We start from the raw sequence: 18,815 nt of genomic DNA on the forward strand, positions 1-18,815 counted from the left end.
ACGCTGGCCGGCATGCTCGAGCACCCGCGCTCCGAACGCATCACGACCGCGGCGCTGGCGGCCCGCCTCGGCGTTTCCGAGGCCGCGCTGTACCGGCATTTCGCCAGCAAGGCGCAGATGTTCGAGGGCCTGATCGCCTTTATCGAGCAGACCGTGTTCGGGCTGATCAACCAGATCACCGCGCAGGAGGAACACGGGCTGCGCCAGGTACAGGCGATCGTGCGGATGCTGCTGTCGTTCGCCGAGAAGAATCCCGGCATGACGCGCGTGCTGACCGGCGAGGCGCTGGTCGGCGAGCATGAACGCCTGCAGGAACGCATCAACCAGCTGGTGGACCGGATCGAGGCGTCGATCCGCCAATGCCTGAAGGTCGCCGCGACGCAGGCCGCGTTTCCCGCCGACGCCGACGTATCGGCACGCGCCGCGCTGATCGTCGCCACGGTGCAGGGGCACTGGCATCGCTATGCCAAGAGCGGCTTTCGCAAGCTGCCGGCGGGGCAGATCGACGCGCAGCTGCGCGTGCTGCTGGGCTGATCCCGTCCGATCCCGTGCGATCCCGCGTAGCCCGGCTGCGACCGTCGATATCCCGTTGCCGCGCGCGTCTTCTGCTGATGTCTATCGCTTTGCTCTATAATCTGCCGGTCGCGCCGATTTGATGACTGGCTTGCGGGCGCGCGGCGAGGGAAATTCCTTGCCACTATAAATGCGGCTAAAGAGGTTGGTCGGCGCCCCTCTCCGATTCGCGATTCGACAGGAACGCATTTTCAGGGACAACGCCACCGGCGGCGGACAGCGAAGCATCCGGCGCGACAACAACCCGACTTGGCTGCGTGATTCCAAACGCAAGACCGGTCGGGTTTTTTCATGCCCGTCGCACACGGGCCGCCTACATGACTGACGTTGCCTCGCCGTCCGTAAAGACGGAACCGGCCGCTCCCGCCGCCGTTTCCGCAGATTCCGCCGCCTCCAGCGCCGCGCTGCCGCTGCCGTCCGATTCGGTCGGCATCGTGACGCCGCAGCGCATGCATTTCGCCGAGCCGCTGCCGCTGCGCAACGGCTCGTCGCTGGCCGACTACGACCTGATGGTCGAGACCTACGGCACGCTCAATGCCGCGCGCACCAACGCCGTGCTGGTGTGCCACGCGCTGAACGCCTCGCACCACGTGGCCGGCGTCTACGCGCACGATCCGCGCGACGTGGGCTGGTGGGACAACATGGTCGGCCCCGGCAAGCCGCTCGATACCGACCGCTTCTTCGTGATCGGCATCAACAACCTGGGCTCGTGTTTCGGCTCGACCGGTCCGATGAGCCTGAACCCAGCCACCGGCCAGCCCTTCGGCGCCACCTTCCCGGTGGTCACGGTCGAGGACTGGGTCAATGCGCAGGCGCGCGTGGCCGACGCCTTCGGCATCGAGCAGTTCGCCGCGGTGATGGGCGGCAGCCTCGGTGGCATGCAGGCGCTGGCCTGGAGCCTGATGTATCCCGATCGGCTGCGCCATTGCATCGTGGTGGCCTCGACGCCGAAGCTGTCGGCGCAGAACATCGCCTTCAACGAGGTCGCGCGCAGCGCGATCCTGTCCGACCCCGACTTCCACGGCGGCAACTACTACGCGCATGGCGTCAAGCCCAAGCGCGGCCTGCGCGTGGCCCGGATGATCGGCCATATCACCTACCTGTCCGACGAGGACATGGCGGCGAAATTCGGCCGCGAGCTCAAGGCCGAGGACATCCGCTTCTCGTTCGATGTCGAGTTCCAGGTCGAGAGCTACCTGCGCTACCAGGGCGACAAGTTCGCCGAGTATTTCGACGCCAATACCTATCTGCTGATCACGCGCGCGCTCGATTACTTCGATCCGGCGCTGACGTTCGGCGGCGACCTGACCCGCGCCGTGGCGCATACGAAGGCCAGTTTCCTCGTCGCCAGCTTCACCACCGACTGGCGTTTTGCGCCGAGCCGCAGCCGCGAGCTGGTCAAGGCGCTGCTCGACAACAAGCGGCCGGTCAGCTACGCCGAGATCGATGCCCCGCATGGCCACGACGCCTTCCTGCTCGACGATCCGCGTTACCACAACCTGATGCGCGCCTATTACGAACGCATTGCCCGGGAGATCGGCGCATGAATGCCAAGTCCATCACCGAAGCGGCCAACGGCGTGCTGGCACGGCGGCCGGATTTTCGCGCGATCGCGCGCTGGATCGAACCGAATGCGACCGTGCTCGATCTGGGCTGCGGCGACGGCAGCCTGCTGCGCGTGCTGCAGGACGAGCTCGACGTGCAGGCCTACGGCATCGAGATCCGCGACGAGGGCGTGCTGGCGTGCGCGCAGAAGGGCGTGCATGTCATCCAGCAGAACCTGGAGGGCGGACTCGCGCTGTTCGAGGACAAGAGCTTCGACACCGTGATCCTGTCGCAGACGCTGCAGACGATCCACAACACCGCGCAGGTGCTGCGCGACACGCTGCGCGTCGGCCGCGAGTGCATCGTGTCGTTCCCGAACTTCGGCTACTGGCCGCACCGGCTGTCGGTGTTCCGCGGCCGCATGCCGGTGTCCGAGTCGCTGCCCTACCAGTGGTACGACACGCCCAACGTGCGCGTGCTGACCATCAGCGACTTCGAAGCGCTGGCGCCCAAGGTCGGGCTGCGCATCCTCGATCGCGTGGTGATGCACGAGGGCATCACGGTGAACTGGGGCGTCAACTGGCGCGGCAGCCTGGCGGTGTATCGGGTCTGTTCGGCCTGAGGGCCGGTCCGGGGGACGGCCTGACGAGCAGCCCTGGCTACTTCGGCCTGACTCATCGGCCTGACTGCTCGCCTGACTCCCCGGCCCGAGTCTGTTCTGCCCGGGATGGCTTCGGAGGGGGCGGCCGGCACTTGACGAGCGGCCACCCGGACGACTACCGTACGGAAATTCCGAACGATCGTTCGCTTTTCGGCGAGGCCCCATGTCCGCGACATCCGAGCTGCATCCCTTCGACGACGCGATTGCGTTGACCCCCGCCGGCGAGCACCGCTTTACCGGCCGCACCACCGAGTCGTACTGGAACATGATCGGGCCGTACGGCGGCATCACGGCGGCGACGCTGCTGCAGGCGGCGCTGCAGCATCCGCAGCGGCTCGGCGATCCGATCGCGCTGACCGTCAATTTCGCCGGACCGATCGCCGAGGGTCCGTTCACGATCGAGGCGCGGCCCGCGCGCACCAACCGCTCGACCCAGCACTGGTCGCTGGAACTGGTACAGAACGGCGAGGTGGCGACTACCGCCAGCGCGGTGTTCGCCGTGCGGCGCGACACCTGGGGCTGCGGCGAGGCTGTCTTTCCCGACGTGCCGCCGGCCGACGCCATCGCGCCGCTGCCGACCGGCTTCGCGCCGGTGCGCTGGTTCAAGTCCTACGAGATGCGCCCGGTGCGGGGCGCCAAGCCCGCGGCCGAGCCAGGCACCGAGCATCCGGACAGCCTGACCCAGTTCTGGCTGCGCGACCACCCGGCCCGCACGCCCGACTATGCGTCGATCGCGGCCTGGTGCGACAGCTTCTATCCGCGCATCTTCCTCAAGCGCGCCGGCTTCGTGCCGGCCGGCACGGTCTCGCTGACGACCTATTTCCACGCGGATGCCGCCACGCTGGCGGCGCTGGGCGATCGCCACGCGCTGGGCAGCGCGCGGGCGCAGGTGTTCCGGCAGGGCTTCTTCGACCAGAGCGCGCAGCTGTGGAGCCCGGACGGCGAGCTGCTGGCCAGCTCGCATCAGATCGTCTACTACAAGCAGTAGACGCGCCGGCTGCCCTCTCCCCAGCCCTCTCCCGCTTGCGGGAGGGAGAGAGGGCAGGGCGGTTGCCTACCCTGGCATCAACCCTCGCGAACGCCCTTGCCCTGTGCCCGGTCATCTGCCGGGAGCGGAACGGCCGAAACGGCGCCGGACTCGTCGCGCGGCGTACGCGTCTGGCTCTCGTAGCGCTCCACCGTTCCGCGCATGGCGCGCAGCAGCAGCAGCCCCGGCAGCGCCACGACCACCGTGCCCAGGTAGAACGGCGCCCAGCCGAACGATTCGACCAGATAGCCCGAGGTCGGTCCCACATAGACGCGCCCGACCGAGGCCAGCGCCGACAGCAGCGCGTACTGCGTCGCCGAGAACGAGCGGTTGCACAGCGCCATCAGCAGCGCGACGAAGGCCGCGGTGCCCATGCCCCCGCACAGGTTCTCGACCGCGATGGTCGCGCTCATCGACCACAGATGGGCCGGCGTCACCGCCAGCAGCCAGTAGCCGAAGTTCGACACGGCCTGCAGCACGCCGAACAGCATCAGCGAGCGGTACAGGCCCAGCCTGACCATCAGCGTGCCGCCGAACAGCGCGCCGATGATGGTGGCCGCCAGGCCCAGCGTCTTGTTGACGAGCCCGACCTCGCCGGCGGAAAAGCCCATGCCGCGGATCAGGAAGGTGGTCGACAGGCTGCCGGCGAAGGCGTCGCCGAGCTTGTACAGCACGATCAGGCCCAGCAGCCACCACGCGCCGGTGCGTCCGAAGAAGTCGCGCAGCGGACCGACCACCGCCTCCTCCAGCGAGCGGGGCGCGCGCGGCGGCGACTCGGCGCGCGGCGCCCACGGCAGCGTCAGCAGGCCGACCGCCATCAGCGCGGCCATCAGCAGGTACATCTGCTGCCAGCCCAGCACGCGGTCCGCCAGCCACAGCGCCAGGCCGCCCGATACCAGCATCGCCAGCCGGTAGCCGAGCACCTTGACCGCCGCGCCGGCGCCGCGCTCGGCGGGCCGCAGCACGTCGGTGCTGTAGGCGTCGAACACGATGTCCTGCGAGGCCGACAGGAAGGCCACCAGCGTGGCCAGCCCCGCCAGCAGCCACAGCGCCTCGCGCGGCGGGCAGAAGGCCATGCCGGCGATGCCGAGCACCAGGCCGATCTGCGTCAGCAGCAGCCAGCCGCGCCGCCGGTCCAGCAGCGGCGGCGTGTAGCGGTCCATCAGCGGCGCCCACAGGAACTTGAAGATGTAGGCCTGGCCGACCAGCGAGAAGAAGCCGATGGTCTTGATGTCCAGCCCTTCGACTGTCATCCAGGCCTGCAGCGTGCCCGAGGTCAGCGCCAGCGGCAGCCCCGAGGCGAAGCCCAGCGTCAGCATCGCGCCGATGCGGCGATTGCGGAAAATATCGAGATAGTCTTGGAAGGTCATGAAGGCGGGGGCAGGGGCCGGGCGCAGCAGGCGGTTGGAGCGCCTGGAGGGCCCTGGGTGGCGATCGGGCGCCGTGTATTATTGCATCAGCCTTCGTGATGTCTGTCGCATTCTGTTGAAACAATGCCCCTTCCCTTGCGTCTGGCCATGTCCGCTCCCTCCGTTGCCGTTCCCTCATCGCGTTCGCTTGCCCTCGTCGCCCCGCTGCGCCGGCTGACGCTGGCCGTGCTCGGCGCCGTGGCGCTGCTCGGCGCGCCCGCTGTGCTGGCGCAGTCCGACGGCGTCAATGTGCAGCGCGGCGGCGGCGCGGTCAGCCAGCTGGTGCCGGCCGAGGCGATCGAACAGCAGGCCGCGCAGGAGTACGAGCAGATCAAGCAGGAGGCGCGCGCCAAGGGCGCGCTGGCGCCGTCGAACGATCCGCGCCTGGCGCGCCTGCGCACGATCTCGGAACGCATCCTGCCGCAGGCCGCCCGCTGGAACGACCGCGCCAAGGGCTGGAGGTGGGAGGTCAATCTGATCAAGGCCAAGCAAGTCAACGCGTTCTGCATGCCCGGCGGCAAGATCGCGGTCTATACCGGTTTTCTGGACCAGATCAAGCCGACCGACGACGAGCTCGCGATGGTGATCGGCCACGAGATCGCCCACGCGCTGCAGGAGCATGCGCGCGAGCGCGCCGCCAAGGCCGAGATCACCAACCTCGGCGCCAACGTGATTTCGCAGCTGTTCGGCTTCGGCAATCTGGGCAATCTGGCGCTGGGCACCGGCGCGCATCTGCTGACGCTGAAGTTCTCGCGCTCGGACGAGACCGAGGCCGACCTGGTCGGCATGGATATCGCGGCGCGCGCGGGCTACGATCCGCGCGCCGCGGTGACGCTGTGGCAGAAGATGGGCAAGGTGTCGCAGTCGTCGGCGGCCGGCGCCAGCATGGATTTCCTCTCCACGCACCCGTCGGGCCAGTCGCGCATCGCCGAGTTGCAGCGGCACATGCCCGAGGTGCTGCCGCTGTACGCGCGGGCGATCGGCACCACGGTCGAGCGGTTGCCCGCGTATCGAACCAATATGGGGGGGCTGGCCAACGCGCCGGTCGATCGCGGCGACGAGGACAAGCAGCAGCCGCTCAAGCGGTAGCGCGCCGGCGCCCGGCAGACTTGCCGGAAGCCCGGGGACAAGCCGGGCATAAATGGCGCATAGACGGCGCATGAACGGCGCATGAACCCGGTACAAACGCAAACGGCCCCCGAATCGGGGCCGTTTGCATCGGTGAGGCAGGAAAGCGAAAGGGTCAGGCGGTCAGCCCGGTCGCCTCATCCGCGCCGATATGCACGTTCATGCATTGCACCGCGGCGCCGGCCGCGCCCTTGCCGAGGTTGTCCAGCCGCGCGATCAGCACGATGCGGTCGGCCGAGCCGAACACGAACAGATCCACGCGATTGGTGTCGTTGTTGGCCTGCACGTCGAAGAAGCCATTGTCCAGGTGCTCGTCGCTGGCGGCGGGCATCACGCGGACGAACTGCTCGCCCTCGTAGTGCTTGCGGTAGATCTCGGCGATCTGCTCCGGCGTGACCTTGCGCGCCAGGCGATCCGGGAACACCGGCACCGTGACGGCCAGGCCCTTGTAGAACTTGCCGACGATCGGGCTGAAGATCGGCGCCTGCGCGAGGCCGGTCTGCACGCGCATCTCGGGCAGATGCTTGTGCTCGAGCCCCAGCGCATAGGCGCGCGGGCTGTCGAGCTTCGGATTGCCGCCCGCCTCGAAGTCCGCAATCATCTTCTTGCCGCCACCGCTGTAGCCGGTCAGCGAGAACGCGGTGACCGGGTAGTCGGGCTGCATCACGCCGGCATCGACCAGCGGACGCACGGCCAGCACGAAGGCGCTGGCGTGGCAGCCCGGCACGGCGATGCGCTTGCTGGCGCGGATCTTCTCGCGCTGGCCGCGCACCAGCTCCGGCAGGCCGTAGGCCCAGTTGTCGGCGGTGCGGAACGCCGTGCTGGCGTCGATCACGCAGGTATTCGGATTGGTCACCAACGACACCGCCTCGCGCGAGGCCACGTCCGGCAGGCACAGGAAGGCCACGTCGGCGGCGTTCAGGAAGCGTGCTCGCTCGGCCGGATCCTTGCGCTTGTCTTCCGCGATGCGCAGCAGTTCGACATCGGAACGGCCGGACAGATAGTCGAGCAGCCGGAGGCCGGTGGTGCCTTCCTGGCCGTCGACGAACACTTTGAATGCCATGGTGGACTCGCTTGGTAATACGGGTGAGGGGTGCATTGTAACGAGGATGCCCGGGCACCGCAGCGGCAATCCGCCCCGGCGGCCTGCGTCCGGGCGTTGCCGTTACAGCGGGAAGTCGTAGTCGATCGACAGCGGCGCGTGGTCGCTGAACTTCTCGTCCTTGTAGATCGAGCACGCCTTGGCGGTATCGGCGATCTTCGGCGTGGCCAGGTGATAGTCGATGCGCCAGCCGACGTTCTTCGCGTAGGCCTGGCCGCGGTTGCTCCACCAGGTGTATTGCTCGGGCCGCGGGTCCAGCTTGCGGAACACGTCGACATAGCCGTGCACGTCGAACAGCTCGCCGATCCAGGCACGCTCCTCGGGTAGGAAGCCGGAGTTCTTCAGGTTGCCCTTCCAGTTCTTGATGTCGATTTCCTTGTGCGCGATGTTGACGTCGCCGCACAGCACGATCTCGCGCCCGCTGGCCTTGAGCTGCAGCAGATGGGGCAGGAAGGCCTCCATGAAGCGGTACTTGGCCAGTTGCCGTTCCTCGGAGCTGGAGCCCGACGGCACGTAGACCGAGATCACCGCCAGATGCGGATACTGCACTTCGACATAGCGCCCTTCGCTGTCGAACTCGGCGTTGCCGAAGCCGGTGATGACGCGCTCGGGCTTGTGGCGGGTGTACAGGCCGACGCCGCTGTAGCCCTTCTTCTCGGCGTAGTGGAAGTAGCCGTGATAGCCGTGCGGCGCCAGGAAGGCCTCGGTCATGTCGGCGGCCTGCGCCTTGAGCTCCTGCACGCAGACCATGTCGGCGTCCTGCTTGCCCATCCAGTCGAAGAAGCCTTTCTTGGCCGCCGAGCGGATGCCGTTGAGGTTGGCACTGATAATCCGTAACATCTCGGGAAATTTTTTGAAGAGAGAAAAGATGACGCAGCAAACCACGCCGGCGGCGGACGACCTCAGCCAGACCTTCATCCGCTTCGCGCTGGACGCGGGCGTGCTGTCCTTCGGCGAGTTCGTCACCAAGGCGGGACGCAAATCGCCGTATTTCTTCAACGCGGGGCTGTTCAACGAGGGCGCCACGCTGGGCCAGGTGGCGCAATTCTATGCGAAAACCCTGCTGGCCTCGGGTGTCGCATTCGACATGCTGTTCGGGCCCGCCTACAAGGGCATCACGCTGGCGTCGGCCACCGCGGTGGCGCTGGCGGGCATGGGCCGCAACGTGGGCTTCGCCTACAACCGCAAGGAAGCCAAGGACCACGGCGAGGGCGGCACGCTGGTCGGCGCGAAGCTGCAGGGCAAGGTGGTGATCGTCGACGACGTGATCTCGGCCGGCACCTCGGTGCGCGAATCGGTGCAGATGATCCGCGCCGCCGGCGCCGAGCCGGCCGCGGTGCTGATCGCGCTGGACCGGATGGAGAAAAGCGGCACCGCCGAGCAGATCGGCGCGCATTCCGCGGTGCAGGACGTGCAGCGCGAATTCGGCGTGCCGGTGATCGCGATCGCCTCGCTGGCGGACCTGCTGGCGTATCTGGACGCCGCGCAGGACCCGGCGCTGGGCGCCTCGCGCGACGCGGTGGCGGCCTACCGGCAGCGCTACGGCGTTTGAACTCGGGCCTGCGGGGCGGGCCTCGTCAAGCCCCCGCAAGGCCTTCGGCCCTCGGGGCTGCGGGCCCCGCGCCCGTCGGGCCCCAATCCTTGCTTCCCCCGCTCGACTTCGACGACTCGACGACTACTCGACCTTCAGCTTGTCCAGCCCCGGCGCGGACGGCGGATAGGCCGGCTTGAGCCGCGCGAAGGTCTCGCGCAGGATCTCCGCGACCATCAGATTGCGGTGCGTCTTCGAATCGGCCGGAATCACGTGCCAGGGCGCCTCCGGCGTCGCCGTCGCGGCGATCGCGTCCTGGTAGGCGTCCATATAGGCGTCCCAGTGCCGGCGCTCGGCCAGGTCGTTGGGATCGAACTTCCAGTGCTTCTGCGGATCGGCGAGCCGCGCCTCGAGCCGGGACTTCTGCTCGTCCTTCGAAATATGCAGGAAGCACTTGACCAGCGTGGTGCCGGTCTCGACCAGCAGGCTTTCGAAGTGGCGGATCTGCCGGTAGCGGCGCTCGCACTCGGCCGCGTCGATCCAGCCATGCACGCGCGTGATCAGCACGTCCTCGTAGTGGCTGCGGTTGAACACCGCGATCTCGCCGGCGCGCGGCACCTGGGCGTGGACGCGCCACAGGTAGTCGCGCGCCTTCTCCTCCGAGGTGGGCGCCTTGAAGCCGACCACGCGCAGCCCCAGCGGATCGAAGCTGCGGAACACGCCGCGCACGGTGCCGTCCTTGCCGCTGGTGTCCATGCCCTGCAGGATCACCAGCAGCTTGCGCGACTGCTCGGCGTAGAAGATGTCCTGCTGCTCGTCCAGATGCGTCGACAGCTCGGTCAGGCGGGCCCGGTCGCTGGTCTTGTCGCCGCTGGAGAAGGGCCTGGCGCCCGCATCGAAGCGGTCCAGGCGAAAGCCCTTGCCGTTGGCGATGCGGTAGGGGTCGAGCGGCGTGGCTGGCATGGGCGCTTCTCCGCGTTGGCGCCGGGGTTCCGGCAGGGTCGCTGGGGCAGGTCAGCCGCGCGGCTGCAGCGCGTCCAGATCGATCGAACCTTCGAATACCGTGGTGGCAGGGCCCGTCATCCGCACCGGGGTTCCGTCGCCGTCCCAGGCGATGGTCAGGTCGCCGCCGTGCGTATGCACCTTGACCGGCGAGTCGAGCAGGCCGCGCCGGATGCCGGCGACCACGGCCGCGCAGGCGCCGGTGCCGCAGGCCAGCGTCTCGCCGGAGCCGCGCTCGAACACGCGCAGCCGGATCGTATTGCGGTCGACCACCTGCATGAAGCCGGCATTGACCCGCTTCGGGAAGGCGGCATGGTGCTCGATTACCGGGCCGTCCTCGCGCACCGGGAAGCGCTCGGTGTCGTCGACGACCTGCACCGCATGCGGATTGCCCATCGACACCGGCGAAATCCACACGGTGCGGCCATTGGTTTCGATGCCGTACAGCGTGTCGCCGCCCTCGGTGCGCGTCGGCAGCCCCTCGGGCAGGAACGGGATGCGCGCCGGCTCGAACTCGGGCGCGCCCATGTCGACCGTGACCTGGCCGTCGTCGTTCAGCGTCAGCGTGATGACGCCGTTCATCACCTCGACGCGGACCGAGCGCTTGTCGGTCAGGCCGTGGTCGGTGACGAACCGGACGAAGCAGCGCGCGCCGTTGCCGCAGTGCTCGACCTCGCCGCCGTCGGCGTTGAAGATCCGGTAGCGGAAGTCGACGTCGGGCCGGGTCGGCTTCTCGACGATCAGGATCTGGTCCGCGCCCACGCCGAAATGCCGGCTCGCCAGCGCGCGCCATTGCTCGGTGCTCAGGTTCAGGGTCTGGTGGATGCCGTCCAGCACGACGAAGTCGTTGCCGGCGCCGTGCATCTTGGTGAACTGGATTTTCATGGCGCGGTTCGGGAAAAGCCGGGACCGGTCAGGACCGGAAGCCGGAAGGCCGCGGGCGGCCGGTGTCGGTGTTCTGGGTTTGCGGCCGCCGCAATGTCGGCCGAACGTCAATATATCTCGGGTTCGCCGGGCGGGCGATGCTTGAAGCGTTTGTGCACCCAGTAGTACTCGGCGATGCGCGGGCGGATGCAGTCCTCGAAGAAGGCGTTCATCCGCCGCGTGTCGTCGGTCACGCTCTCGCCCGGGTAGTTGTCCCAGGCGGGCAGGATGCGCAGCACATAGCCGCGATAGTCGGGCAGCTGCTCGGTATAGATCGGCACGACCTTGGCGCCGGTCAGCCGCGCCAGCCGCGACACCGAGGTCAGCGTCAGCGCCTGCGCGCCGAAGAAGGGCACGAATTCCGAGTCGCGCTCGCCGAAGTCCATGTCGGAGATCAGCTGCAGCGCCTCGCCCTTCTTCAGGCAGCGGATGATGTCGCGCACGCTGTCGTTGCGCGCGATCATGTTGGCGCCGAAGCGGCCACGCGCCTGCTTCAGGAAGCCGTCGAACAGCGCATTCTTCTGCTTGGTGTAGAGCGACGCGCCCGAGCGGCCCACGTGGTCGCGCAGGTAGATCGTCAGCCGGATCGCGCCGGCCTCGACGCCGGACAGGTGCAGCGTGACCAGGATGTGCGGCTCGCCGTCGAGCGCGACCAGGTTGGCCTGGTCGTCGATCTGCACCCAGCGGCGCATCTGTGCCTCGCTGCCGGTCCAGAAGATGCCGCGCTCGGCGAAGCTGCGGAACACCGAGCGGAACGACTGGCGCGACAGCTCGGCGATCTCGGCGTCGGACTTGTCGGGGAAGGCCAGGCGCAGGTTGGCGCGGACCACCTCGCGGCGGCCGCTGGGAAACAGGTACAGCAGGCTGCCGAGCCCTTCGCCGAAGCGGGCGACCAGGGGGTAGGGCAGCTTGCCGAGCACGGTCAGCAGACCGATGCCCAGCCAGGTGAAAAGACGGCTCATGGATGCGAAGTCGGAGAAGTCGGTTCCGTGGCGGACAGGTCGGCCGCCCCGGCCGCCGTGGCGGCCGTGGTGGCGCCCGATGCCGGCGGGGCGGGCGGCGTGGAAGGCGTGGGCGCCTCGGGCGGCCACGGCGGCGGCAGTTCCGCGCCGGCCGGGTGCTTGTAGCGGTTGTAGCCCCACAGGTACTGGGTCGGTGCCAGCCGTACCAGCTCCTCCACCACGCCATTGATCACGGTGGCGGCGGCGGCCGGATCCTCGGGCAGCGGCTCTTCGATCACGCGCAGAAAGGCACGATAGCCGCCGCCGCGCGGCAGACGGATCGAGGCAACGATGGCGACCGGCGCCCCGCTCCATTGCTGCAGCCGCTGCACCAGCGTCATCGTGTACGCGGGACGGCCGAAGAACGGCGCCCACGTGCCCTCCCCGCCGATCGGCACCTGGTCGGGCAGGATGCCGATGGCCTCCTTGCGCTTGAGCGCCTTGACCAGCATGCGCACGCCGCGCGGATTGGCCGGCGCGCTGGTCATGTTCGGCCGGTTGCGCATGCGTTCGACCCAGTCGCGCAGCCAGGGCTGGTGCGGCGGCTTGAACAGCACCGTGACGGGCCGGCGCATCGCATACGACTGCGGCAATACCTCGAAGCAGCCCAGGTGCGGCGTCAGCACGATCACGCCGCGTCCCTGGTCCTGCAGCCGGTCCAGCGCCGGCCAGACCACCTCGTTGAAGTCGTACAGCTTCGCCTTGATGGTGTGCCGGGTCCAGAAATAGGGCATCTCCAGGATCATGCGTCCCATCGAGCGGGCGGCCTCGTTCACCATCTCGTCGGTGGCGTCAGGAAAGGCGTGGCGGAAGTTCTCGGTCAGGCGCGTCCCGTAGCGGCCCGGCCACTTGGCTGCCAGCAGGCCCAGCGCGCCGCCGATGGCCTGCAACCAGGCCAGCGGCAGGCGGGAAATCAGCCAGAACAGGTAAGTCATGGGAGTCTGTCACGCGGCTTGGGGCGGGAGCTCCGCACCCGCCGGGTGCTTGTAACGGTTGTAGCCCCACAGGTATTGCGTCGGCGCTTCGGCGACCAGCGATTCGACCGTGCGGTTGAGCACGGTGGCGGCCGCGACGGGATCGTCCGGCAGCTTGTCTTCCAGCACCCGCATGTGGGCGATATAGGTGGCGCCTTGCGCGGTGCGCTCGGCGAAGACCATCGCAATCGGCGCGCCGGTCAGTTGCTGCAGGCGCTGCACCAGGGTCATGGTGTACGCGGGCTTGCCGAAGAACGGCGCCCATACCCCTTCGCCGCCCTTGGGCACCTGGTCGGGCAGGATGCCGATCGACTCGCCGCGCTTGAGCGCCTTGACCAGCGTGCGCACGCCGCGCGGCGTGGCCGCCGCCATCACCAGATTGGGGCGGGTGCGCATGCGCTCGATCCAGTCGCGCAGCCATGGCTGGTGCGGCGGCTTGTACAGCGCGGTCACCTTGTGGCGCAGCGCGTACGCCTGGGGCAGTACTTCGAAGCAACCGAGATGGGGGACCAGCATGATCAGCCCGTTGCCCTTGCCCAGCAGCCGGTCGAGCTCCGGCCAGGTGTGTTCGGAGAACCCGGCCAGCCGCGCCTTCAGCGTCCTGCGGCTCCAGAAGTACGGCATCTCCATCACCATCCGGCCGGTGGAGCGCGCCGCCTCGGCCAGCATCTGGTCGGTGGCGTCGGGATAGGCCTGGCGGAAATTCTCGGTGAGTCGCCTGCCGTAGCGGCCCGGCAGGCGCGCGGCCAGCAGGCCGAGCACGCCGCCAATGGCTTGCAGCCATGCCAGCGGCAAGCGGGCAATCAGCCAGAACAGGAAGGTCATGGAGTCCCAACAAGGGGCCGGCCCCGGGCCGGCGTGGTTCATTCTTCCGCGGTTATTGTTTCGCGGCCGCCGCCGATCGCCTCGGCGAGCGCCGATGGCCTCGGCACACCGTTGCGGCGGCGCGTGTGCGGCGCCGCGCAGGCGCGTATAATACCGCGCATCGCCGAGTTAACTGACAACTTGCGGGGCGATACCGTCTCATCAGGACGTGCTGAAAATACCGCTAAAGCGTCGCCGCCCGGACTGAACATGGTTGGCACGCAATAGCTAACCTGGAGAAAAAGTTCGTGGCAAACGACTTCCTCTTTACTTCGGAATCCGTCTCCGAAGGCCATCCCGACAAGGTCGCCGACCAGATTTCCGACGCCGTCCTGGACGCCATCCTGGCCCAGGACAAATACGCGCGCGTCGCCGCCGAAACCCTGTGCAATACCGGGCTGGTGGTATTGGCCGGGGAAATCACCACCACGGCCAACGTCGACTATATCCAGGTCGCGCGCGAAACCATCAAGCGCATCGGCTACGACAACACCGATTACGGCATCGATTACAAGGGCTGCGCCGTGCTGGTGGCCTACGACAAGCAATCGCCCGATATCGCGCAGGGCGTCGACCGTGCCTCGGACGATTATCTGAACCAGGGCGCCGGCGACCAGGGCCTGATGTTCGGCTATGCCTGCGACGAGACCCCGGAACTGATGCCGTTCCCGATCTACTACTCGCACCGCCTGGTCGAGCGCCAGTCGCAGCTGCGCCGCGACGGCCGCCTGCCCTGGCTGCGTCCGGACGCCAAGTCGCAGGTCACCGTGCGCTATGTCGACGGCCGTCCGCACAGCGTCGACACCGTGGTGCTGTCGACCCAGCACGCGCCGGACATCACCCAGGCGCAGATCCGCGAGGCGGTGATCGAGGAGATCATCAAGCCGGTGCTGCCGCCCGAGATGCTCAAGGACACCAAGTACCTGGTGAACCCGACCGGCCGCTTCGTCATCGGCGGCCCGCAGGGCGACTGCGGCCTGACCGGCCGCAAGATCATCGTCGACACCTATGGCGGCGCGGCGCCGCACGGCGGCGGCGCGTTCTCGGGCAAGGACCCGTCCAAGGTCGACCGCTCGGCGGCCTACGCGGCCCGCTATGTGGCCAAGAACGTGGTGGCCGCGGGCCTGGCGCGCCAGTGCCAGGTGCAGGTCAGCTACGCGATCGGCGTGGCGCGCCCGATCAACGTGACGGTCTACACCGAAGGCACCGGCAAGATCTCGGACGAGGCGATCGCCAAACTGGTGATGGAGCACTTCGACCTGCGGCCCAAGGGCATCGTGCAGATGCTGGACCTGCTGCGCCCGATCTACGAGAAGACCGCCGCCTACGGCCACTTCGGCCGCGAGGAGCCGGAATTCTCGTGGGAAGCCACCGACAAGGCCGCGGCACTGCGCGCGGCGGCCGGGCTGTAATCCTTCCAGGTGTTCTCCCCTCTCCCGCCCGCGGGAGAGGGCCGGGGAGGGCAGCGGCGGCCCAAAGGCCACCGCCGCCCTCCCTCTCACCCTACCTTCACTTCGATCCGACGCGGCTGCGCTTCGGCCTGCTTCGGAATCCGCAGATTCAGCACGCCGTCCTTCAGCACCGCCGAGATCGCGCTGCTGTCCAGCTCGCGGCTCAGCGTGAAGACGCGCTTGTAGCGGGCGATCTGCACCTCGGCATAGACCGGCTCCAGCCCTTCGGGCATCTCCTGGCGAATCTCGCCCTCGATGGTCAGGCTGTCGCGGTCGGCGCGCACCTGCAGCGTGTCGCGCGACACGCCCGGCAGGTCCGCCAGCAGCGTGATGCCGGTCGAATCCTCGGTCACGTCCACGCGCGGCAACAGCGTCGCGTTGGCGGCCGCATTGCCGTTGTCGTTCTTTCCGCCGACGTTCGCGTTCACGTTCAGGTTCCGGTCCTGGTCGGTCCGGGTGACGGCTTGATCGTTCATGATGAACCTCCTGCTCGGTGCAATCATCGGGTCAGTTCACGGTGATCCGGCGCGGCTGGGCCGATTCCTGGCGAGCGATCGAGATCCGCAGCAGCCCGTCGCGATAGGTGGCGTCGATCCGGGCGGTATCGACGTCCTCCGGCAGCGAAATCACGCGCCGGAAGCTGCCGTTGAAGCGCTCCCGCACATAGACGTTGGTGTCCTCGCCCAGCCTTGAAGAGCCCGAGCCCGAGCCCGAGGCCGACTGGCCCTGCTGGCCGGCCTGCTGACTGGCCGACGGGTCGGTCTGCCCGCTCTGCGCGGTTTGTGGCTGCGTGCCCTGCATCTGCGCGCTGCGCTGGCCGGCGATGGTCAGCAGGCCGCGGTCGACGCTGACGTCGAGCGTGGACGGATCGATACCCGGCGCGAAGGCATAGACCTCGACGCTGGACGGCGTCATGCCGATGTTGACGGCAGGAAACGCGCCGCGCGCCACCGCGCGGATGCTGCTCGGCGTCGAGAGGAACTGTTGCAGTTCGCGCTGCAGCCGGTCGAACTCGGCAAACAGGCTGCCCGGAGAACTCAGCAACGATGCGTACATGGCATTACCTCCTTGCTCCTTGCTACTCCTAGCGACTCGTATTCGGACCGGCGCGGCCGGCCCCCCGCGTGCCGGCGCTGGCCGGCGCGCTTCGTCACGAATGTAGTGTCGGACGACGTCGCTTCAAGAGCCGAAAACATGGCGCGACGCTGGCGCGCCAAGCGTGCCGTGGCGCGGCGGTAGAATCGCGCCATCAGGCGTGGCACACGCCAGCATGCCGAGGAATCCCATGTCCGTTCAAACCGCTGTCCCTCCCGTCGCGCCTTCGACCGGCGCGGCGCCGTCCGCCGCTGCCGGCGGGCTCGACCTGATCCGCCCGCAGCCCTATACCGACTGGGCGCCGCAGCTGCGCGCCGAAACGGCCGCGGGCCTGCGCCGCGAGCTCGAGCAGGGCGCGGTGCTGTACTTCCCCGACCTGCATTTCCGCTTCGAACCGGGCGAGGAGCGCTTCCTCGACAGCCGCTGGTCGGATGGCAAGTCCAAGAACATCAACCTGCGCGCCAACGACACCGCGGTGCGCGGCGCCGTGGGCAGCCCCCAGGATCTCGCCGACCTGTACGCGCTGATCCGGCGCTATGCCGAATACAGCGAGCGGCTGGTGCTGGCGCTGTTCCCCGAATACGGCCCGCATCTGGAGCGCGCCGGCACCTCGCTGCGGCCCAGCGAAATCGCCGGGCGCCCGGTCAGCTGGCGCAAGGACGATACGCGGCTGCACGTGGACTCGTTCCCGTCCAATCCGATGCTGGGCAAGCGCCTGCTGCGCGTCTTCCACAACATCGATCCGCAGGCGCCGCGGGTGTGGCGCGTCGGCGAGCCCTTCGCCGATTTCGCCCAGCGCTTCGTGCCGCGCACCAAGGGCATGTGGCCGGGACAGGCCTGGCTGATGAAGCAGCTGCATATCACCAAGCGCGAGCGCTCGGAATACGACCACCGCATGCTGCAGCTGCACGACATGGCCAAGGCCGACCTGGACTACCAGGCCAAGGTACCGCAGCAGGAATTCCACTTCCCGCCGGGTTCGACCTGGATCGTCTTCAGCGATCAGGTGCTGCACGCCGCGATGCGCGGCCGCGCGATGATGGAGCAGACCTACTACCTCGATCCGCGCGCGATCTCGGACCACACGCACTCGCCGGAAGCGGTGCTGTCGCGGATGCTGGGCAAGCCGATGCTGAAGGCGTAATACCGGCCGCAAGGGCGGGGCGCGCGCGCGTCCTGCCTACTTTTTCCTGCCATTCCCCCCGCCTTTTCCCGGCATTCCCGCCATTTCCGCCGCGCGTTCGCCGCGTTTCCCCCGCGTTTTCGCCGGGCTCGACCGGCCCCTCCGCGTTCTCCTTCTGCCCCTCGACAAAGCGCCTACACTGGGCAGCATAGACCGCGTTCGCGCCCCGTCCGCCGGCCCTGCGTGGCGGCCCGATGCGCGAAGCAAGCGGCGCGCCGACTTGCCATCGTGCGAGGGGACAAATGGACACCAGTTTCGATTACATCGTGATCGGGGGCGGCGCGGCGGCGTGCGCGCTGGCCGGCAGGCTCGCCGACAGCGGCAGCGAATCGATCGCCCTGCTCGAGGCCGCCTGGCCCGACGATGACGCGCCGGACTGGGGTCCCTATCTGCGCGGCGCGCCATCCGACTACGACGGCTGGGCCGAGGCCGGCTGCGACGGCTGGTCCTGGGACGACGTGCTGCCGTGCTTTCGCCGCGCCGAATGCAATACCCGCGTGATGGGGCGCGACGATGACCCCTGGCATGGCGGCAACGGTCCGCTGCATGTCGGCGATCCCTCCGCGCCTTCGCCGCTGGCCCGCTACTTCGTCGAGTCGGCCGCCCATGCCGGCCACCCGCGCAACGACGACTTCAATGGCCCCCGGCAGGAGGGCGTCGGCTGGTTCCAGAGCGCGCGCCATCGCGGCGAGCCGTGGAGCGCGGCGCGTGCCTATCTGCATCGCGGCGTCGGCGGCAACCTGCAGGTCCTGCACGGCATGCAGGCGCAGCGCATTCTCTTCGAAGGCCGCCGCGCGGTCGGCGTGCAGGCGCTGCGCCACGGCCGGATCGTCCAGTTGCGCGCGCGGCGCGAGGTGGTGCTCGCCGCCGGCGCGATCGGCTCGCCGCAACTGCTGATGGTCTCCGGTATCGGGCCCGCCGATCATCTGCGCGAGCACGGCATCGGCGTCGTGCAGCATCTGCCCGGCGTGGGTTTGAATCTGCAGCAACCGGTCGGCATGCTGCTGCACAAGCGCGGGCCGACGCCGCCGTCGCTGCGGCAATCGTTCGGGCCGCGTTTTCTCGGTGGCGATTCGTCGATCGGCAGGTCGCTCGCCGCGGCGTGGCACTGGCTGCGGCATGGGGCCGGACTCGGCGGGCGGCGCAACACGCTGGCGCAGGCGGAGCCCGTCAGCGCGGGCGCGCTGCTCAGGAGCCAGCCCGAACTGTCCGAACCGGATCTGCAACTGCGCTTCGTGGTCGGGCCGGGCCATGCGCGCGGCGATGGGGACGGGCATGGCCAGAGCTACGGCTGCCGCGTGCTGCTGCTGCGTCCGCGCAGCCGCGGACGGTTGCGGCTGGCGGG

The 18,815-nt window shown here is 68.5% G+C and carries 20 protein-coding genes; 9 read left to right on the top strand and 11 right to left on the bottom strand.

Annotation, left to right across the window (positions count from 1 at the left end; genetic code table 11):
• From slmA to AC6EI8_RS14505, 4 genes are all read left to right on the top strand, one after another.
• The coding region (slmA, locus tag AC6EI8_RS14490) for a nucleoid occlusion factor SlmA (RefSeq protein WP_498382242.1) at positions 1-534 on the top strand (534 nt) is incomplete at its 5' end.
• Between the two features lie 356 nt (positions 535-890).
• The gene (metX, locus tag AC6EI8_RS14495; protein WP_149317257.1) at positions 891-2,120 is read left to right on the top strand and encodes a homoserine O-succinyltransferase MetX; all 1,230 of its coding nucleotides are present in this window, start codon (positions 891-893) and stop codon (positions 2,118-2,120) included.
• A complete protein-coding gene (metW, locus tag AC6EI8_RS14500) occupies positions 2,117-2,740 on the top strand; it encodes a methionine biosynthesis protein MetW (protein WP_006577582.1) in 624 nt (207 codons plus the stop codon). The genes metX and metW overlap by 4 nt, the downstream gene beginning before the upstream one ends.
• Before the next feature lie 202 nt (positions 2,741-2,942).
• Positions 2,943-3,767, top strand: coding sequence for an acyl-CoA thioesterase (locus tag AC6EI8_RS14505; protein WP_149317256.1), 825 nt, complete (start codon positions 2,943-2,945; stop codon positions 3,765-3,767).
• A 77-nt stretch (positions 3,768-3,844) separates the two neighbouring features.
• On the opposite strand, the gene AC6EI8_RS14510 is transcribed toward AC6EI8_RS14505, so the two are convergent.
• Positions 3,845-5,176 (bottom strand): muropeptide transporter, encoded by a 1,332-nt coding sequence (locus AC6EI8_RS14510; protein ID WP_498382243.1) that lies wholly within the window; start codon positions 5,174-5,176, stop codon positions 3,845-3,847.
• A gap of 147 nt (positions 5,177-5,323) precedes the next feature.
• Here AC6EI8_RS14510 and AC6EI8_RS14515 point away from each other — a divergent pair, with 147 nt between their 5' ends.
• Positions 5,324-6,304: a M48 family metallopeptidase gene (locus AC6EI8_RS14515; RefSeq protein WP_262484862.1), complete on the top strand. Its 981-nt coding sequence runs from the start codon at positions 5,324-5,326 to the stop codon at positions 6,302-6,304.
• A 154-nt stretch (positions 6,305-6,458) separates the two neighbouring features.
• On the opposite strand, the gene argC is transcribed toward AC6EI8_RS14515, so the two are convergent.
• Positions 6,459-7,406 carry an N-acetyl-gamma-glutamyl-phosphate reductase gene (gene argC, locus AC6EI8_RS14520; protein ID WP_149317255.1) on the bottom strand — a complete coding sequence of 316 codons (948 nt, stop codon included), beginning with the start codon at positions 7,404-7,406 and terminating at the stop codon, positions 6,459-6,461.
• A gap of 102 nt (positions 7,407-7,508) precedes the next feature.
• On the bottom strand, positions 7,509-8,285 hold the full coding sequence (locus tag AC6EI8_RS14525) for an exodeoxyribonuclease III (RefSeq protein ID WP_053820911.1): 777 nt from the start codon (positions 8,283-8,285) through the stop codon (positions 7,509-7,511).
• A 28-nt stretch (positions 8,286-8,313) separates the two neighbouring features.
• On the opposite strand from AC6EI8_RS14525, the gene pyrE reads away from it, so the two are divergent.
• Positions 8,314-8,997 (top strand): orotate phosphoribosyltransferase, encoded by a 684-nt coding sequence (gene pyrE, locus AC6EI8_RS14530; protein ID WP_149317253.1) that lies wholly within the window; start codon positions 8,314-8,316, stop codon positions 8,995-8,997.
• Between the two features lie 123 nt (positions 8,998-9,120).
• Here pyrE and AC6EI8_RS14535 read toward each other — a convergent pair whose 3' ends face one another.
• The 6 genes from AC6EI8_RS14535 to AC6EI8_RS14560 all read right to left on the bottom strand — a co-directional run bounded on the left by AC6EI8_RS14535 (position 9,121) and on the right by AC6EI8_RS14560 (position 13,962).
• Complete coding sequence (locus AC6EI8_RS14535; protein WP_149317252.1) at positions 9,121-9,939, bottom strand: polyphosphate kinase 2 family protein; 819 nt, start codon at positions 9,937-9,939, stop codon at positions 9,121-9,123.
• Between the two features lie 51 nt (positions 9,940-9,990).
• Positions 9,991-10,863 carry a diaminopimelate epimerase gene (gene dapF / locus AC6EI8_RS14540; RefSeq protein ID WP_150082749.1) on the bottom strand — a complete coding sequence of 291 codons (873 nt, stop codon included), beginning with the start codon at positions 10,861-10,863 and terminating at the stop codon, positions 9,991-9,993.
• Positions 10,864-10,970: 107 nt separating this feature from the next.
• Entirely contained in the window at positions 10,971-11,864 is an 894-nt protein-coding gene (locus tag AC6EI8_RS14545; protein ID WP_265633104.1) for a lipid A biosynthesis lauroyl acyltransferase, read from the bottom strand.
• Positions 11,861-12,838 (bottom strand): lysophospholipid acyltransferase family protein, encoded by a 978-nt coding sequence (locus tag AC6EI8_RS14550; RefSeq protein WP_498382244.1) that lies wholly within the window; start codon positions 12,836-12,838, stop codon positions 11,861-11,863. Before AC6EI8_RS14550 ends, AC6EI8_RS14545 begins: the two co-directional genes overlap by 4 nt.
• Positions 12,839-12,847: 9 nt before the next feature.
• Positions 12,848-13,702: a lysophospholipid acyltransferase family protein gene (locus tag AC6EI8_RS14555; protein ID WP_265633106.1), complete on the bottom strand. Its 855-nt coding sequence runs from the start codon at positions 13,700-13,702 to the stop codon at positions 12,848-12,850.
• A gap of 38 nt (positions 13,703-13,740) precedes the next feature.
• A complete protein-coding gene (locus tag AC6EI8_RS14560) occupies positions 13,741-13,962 on the bottom strand; it encodes a hypothetical protein (protein ID WP_149317247.1) in 222 nt (73 codons plus the stop codon).
• 27 nt (positions 13,963-13,989) lie between these two features.
• Between AC6EI8_RS14560 and metK the strand changes: the two genes are divergently transcribed.
• A complete protein-coding gene (gene metK / locus AC6EI8_RS14565) occupies positions 13,990-15,153 on the top strand; it encodes a methionine adenosyltransferase (RefSeq protein ID WP_023264748.1) in 1,164 nt (387 codons plus the stop codon).
• Between the two features lie 86 nt (positions 15,154-15,239).
• On the opposite strand, the gene AC6EI8_RS14570 is transcribed toward metK, so the two are convergent.
• Positions 15,240-15,668, bottom strand: a complete 429-nt coding sequence (locus AC6EI8_RS14570; protein ID WP_149317246.1) for an Hsp20/alpha crystallin family protein — start codon at positions 15,666-15,668, stop codon at positions 15,240-15,242.
• Between the two features lie 31 nt (positions 15,669-15,699).
• Positions 15,700-16,248 (bottom strand): Hsp20/alpha crystallin family protein, encoded by a 549-nt coding sequence (locus AC6EI8_RS14575; protein WP_265633107.1) that lies wholly within the window; start codon positions 16,246-16,248, stop codon positions 15,700-15,702.
• Positions 16,249-16,477: 229 nt separating this feature from the next.
• Between AC6EI8_RS14575 and kdoO the strand changes: the two genes are divergently transcribed.
• Both kdoO and AC6EI8_RS14585 read left to right on the top strand, forming a co-directional pair.
• On the top strand, positions 16,478-17,431 hold the full coding sequence (gene kdoO / locus AC6EI8_RS14580) for a Kdo hydroxylase KdoO (protein WP_226108039.1): 954 nt from the start codon (positions 16,478-16,480) through the stop codon (positions 17,429-17,431).
• A gap of 281 nt (positions 17,432-17,712) precedes the next feature.
• A partial coding sequence (locus tag AC6EI8_RS14585) for a GMC family oxidoreductase (protein WP_498382245.1) occupies positions 17,713-18,815 on the top strand: 1,103 nt, incomplete at its 3' end.

Source organism: Cupriavidus sp. R6-3 (assembly GCF_059772245.1).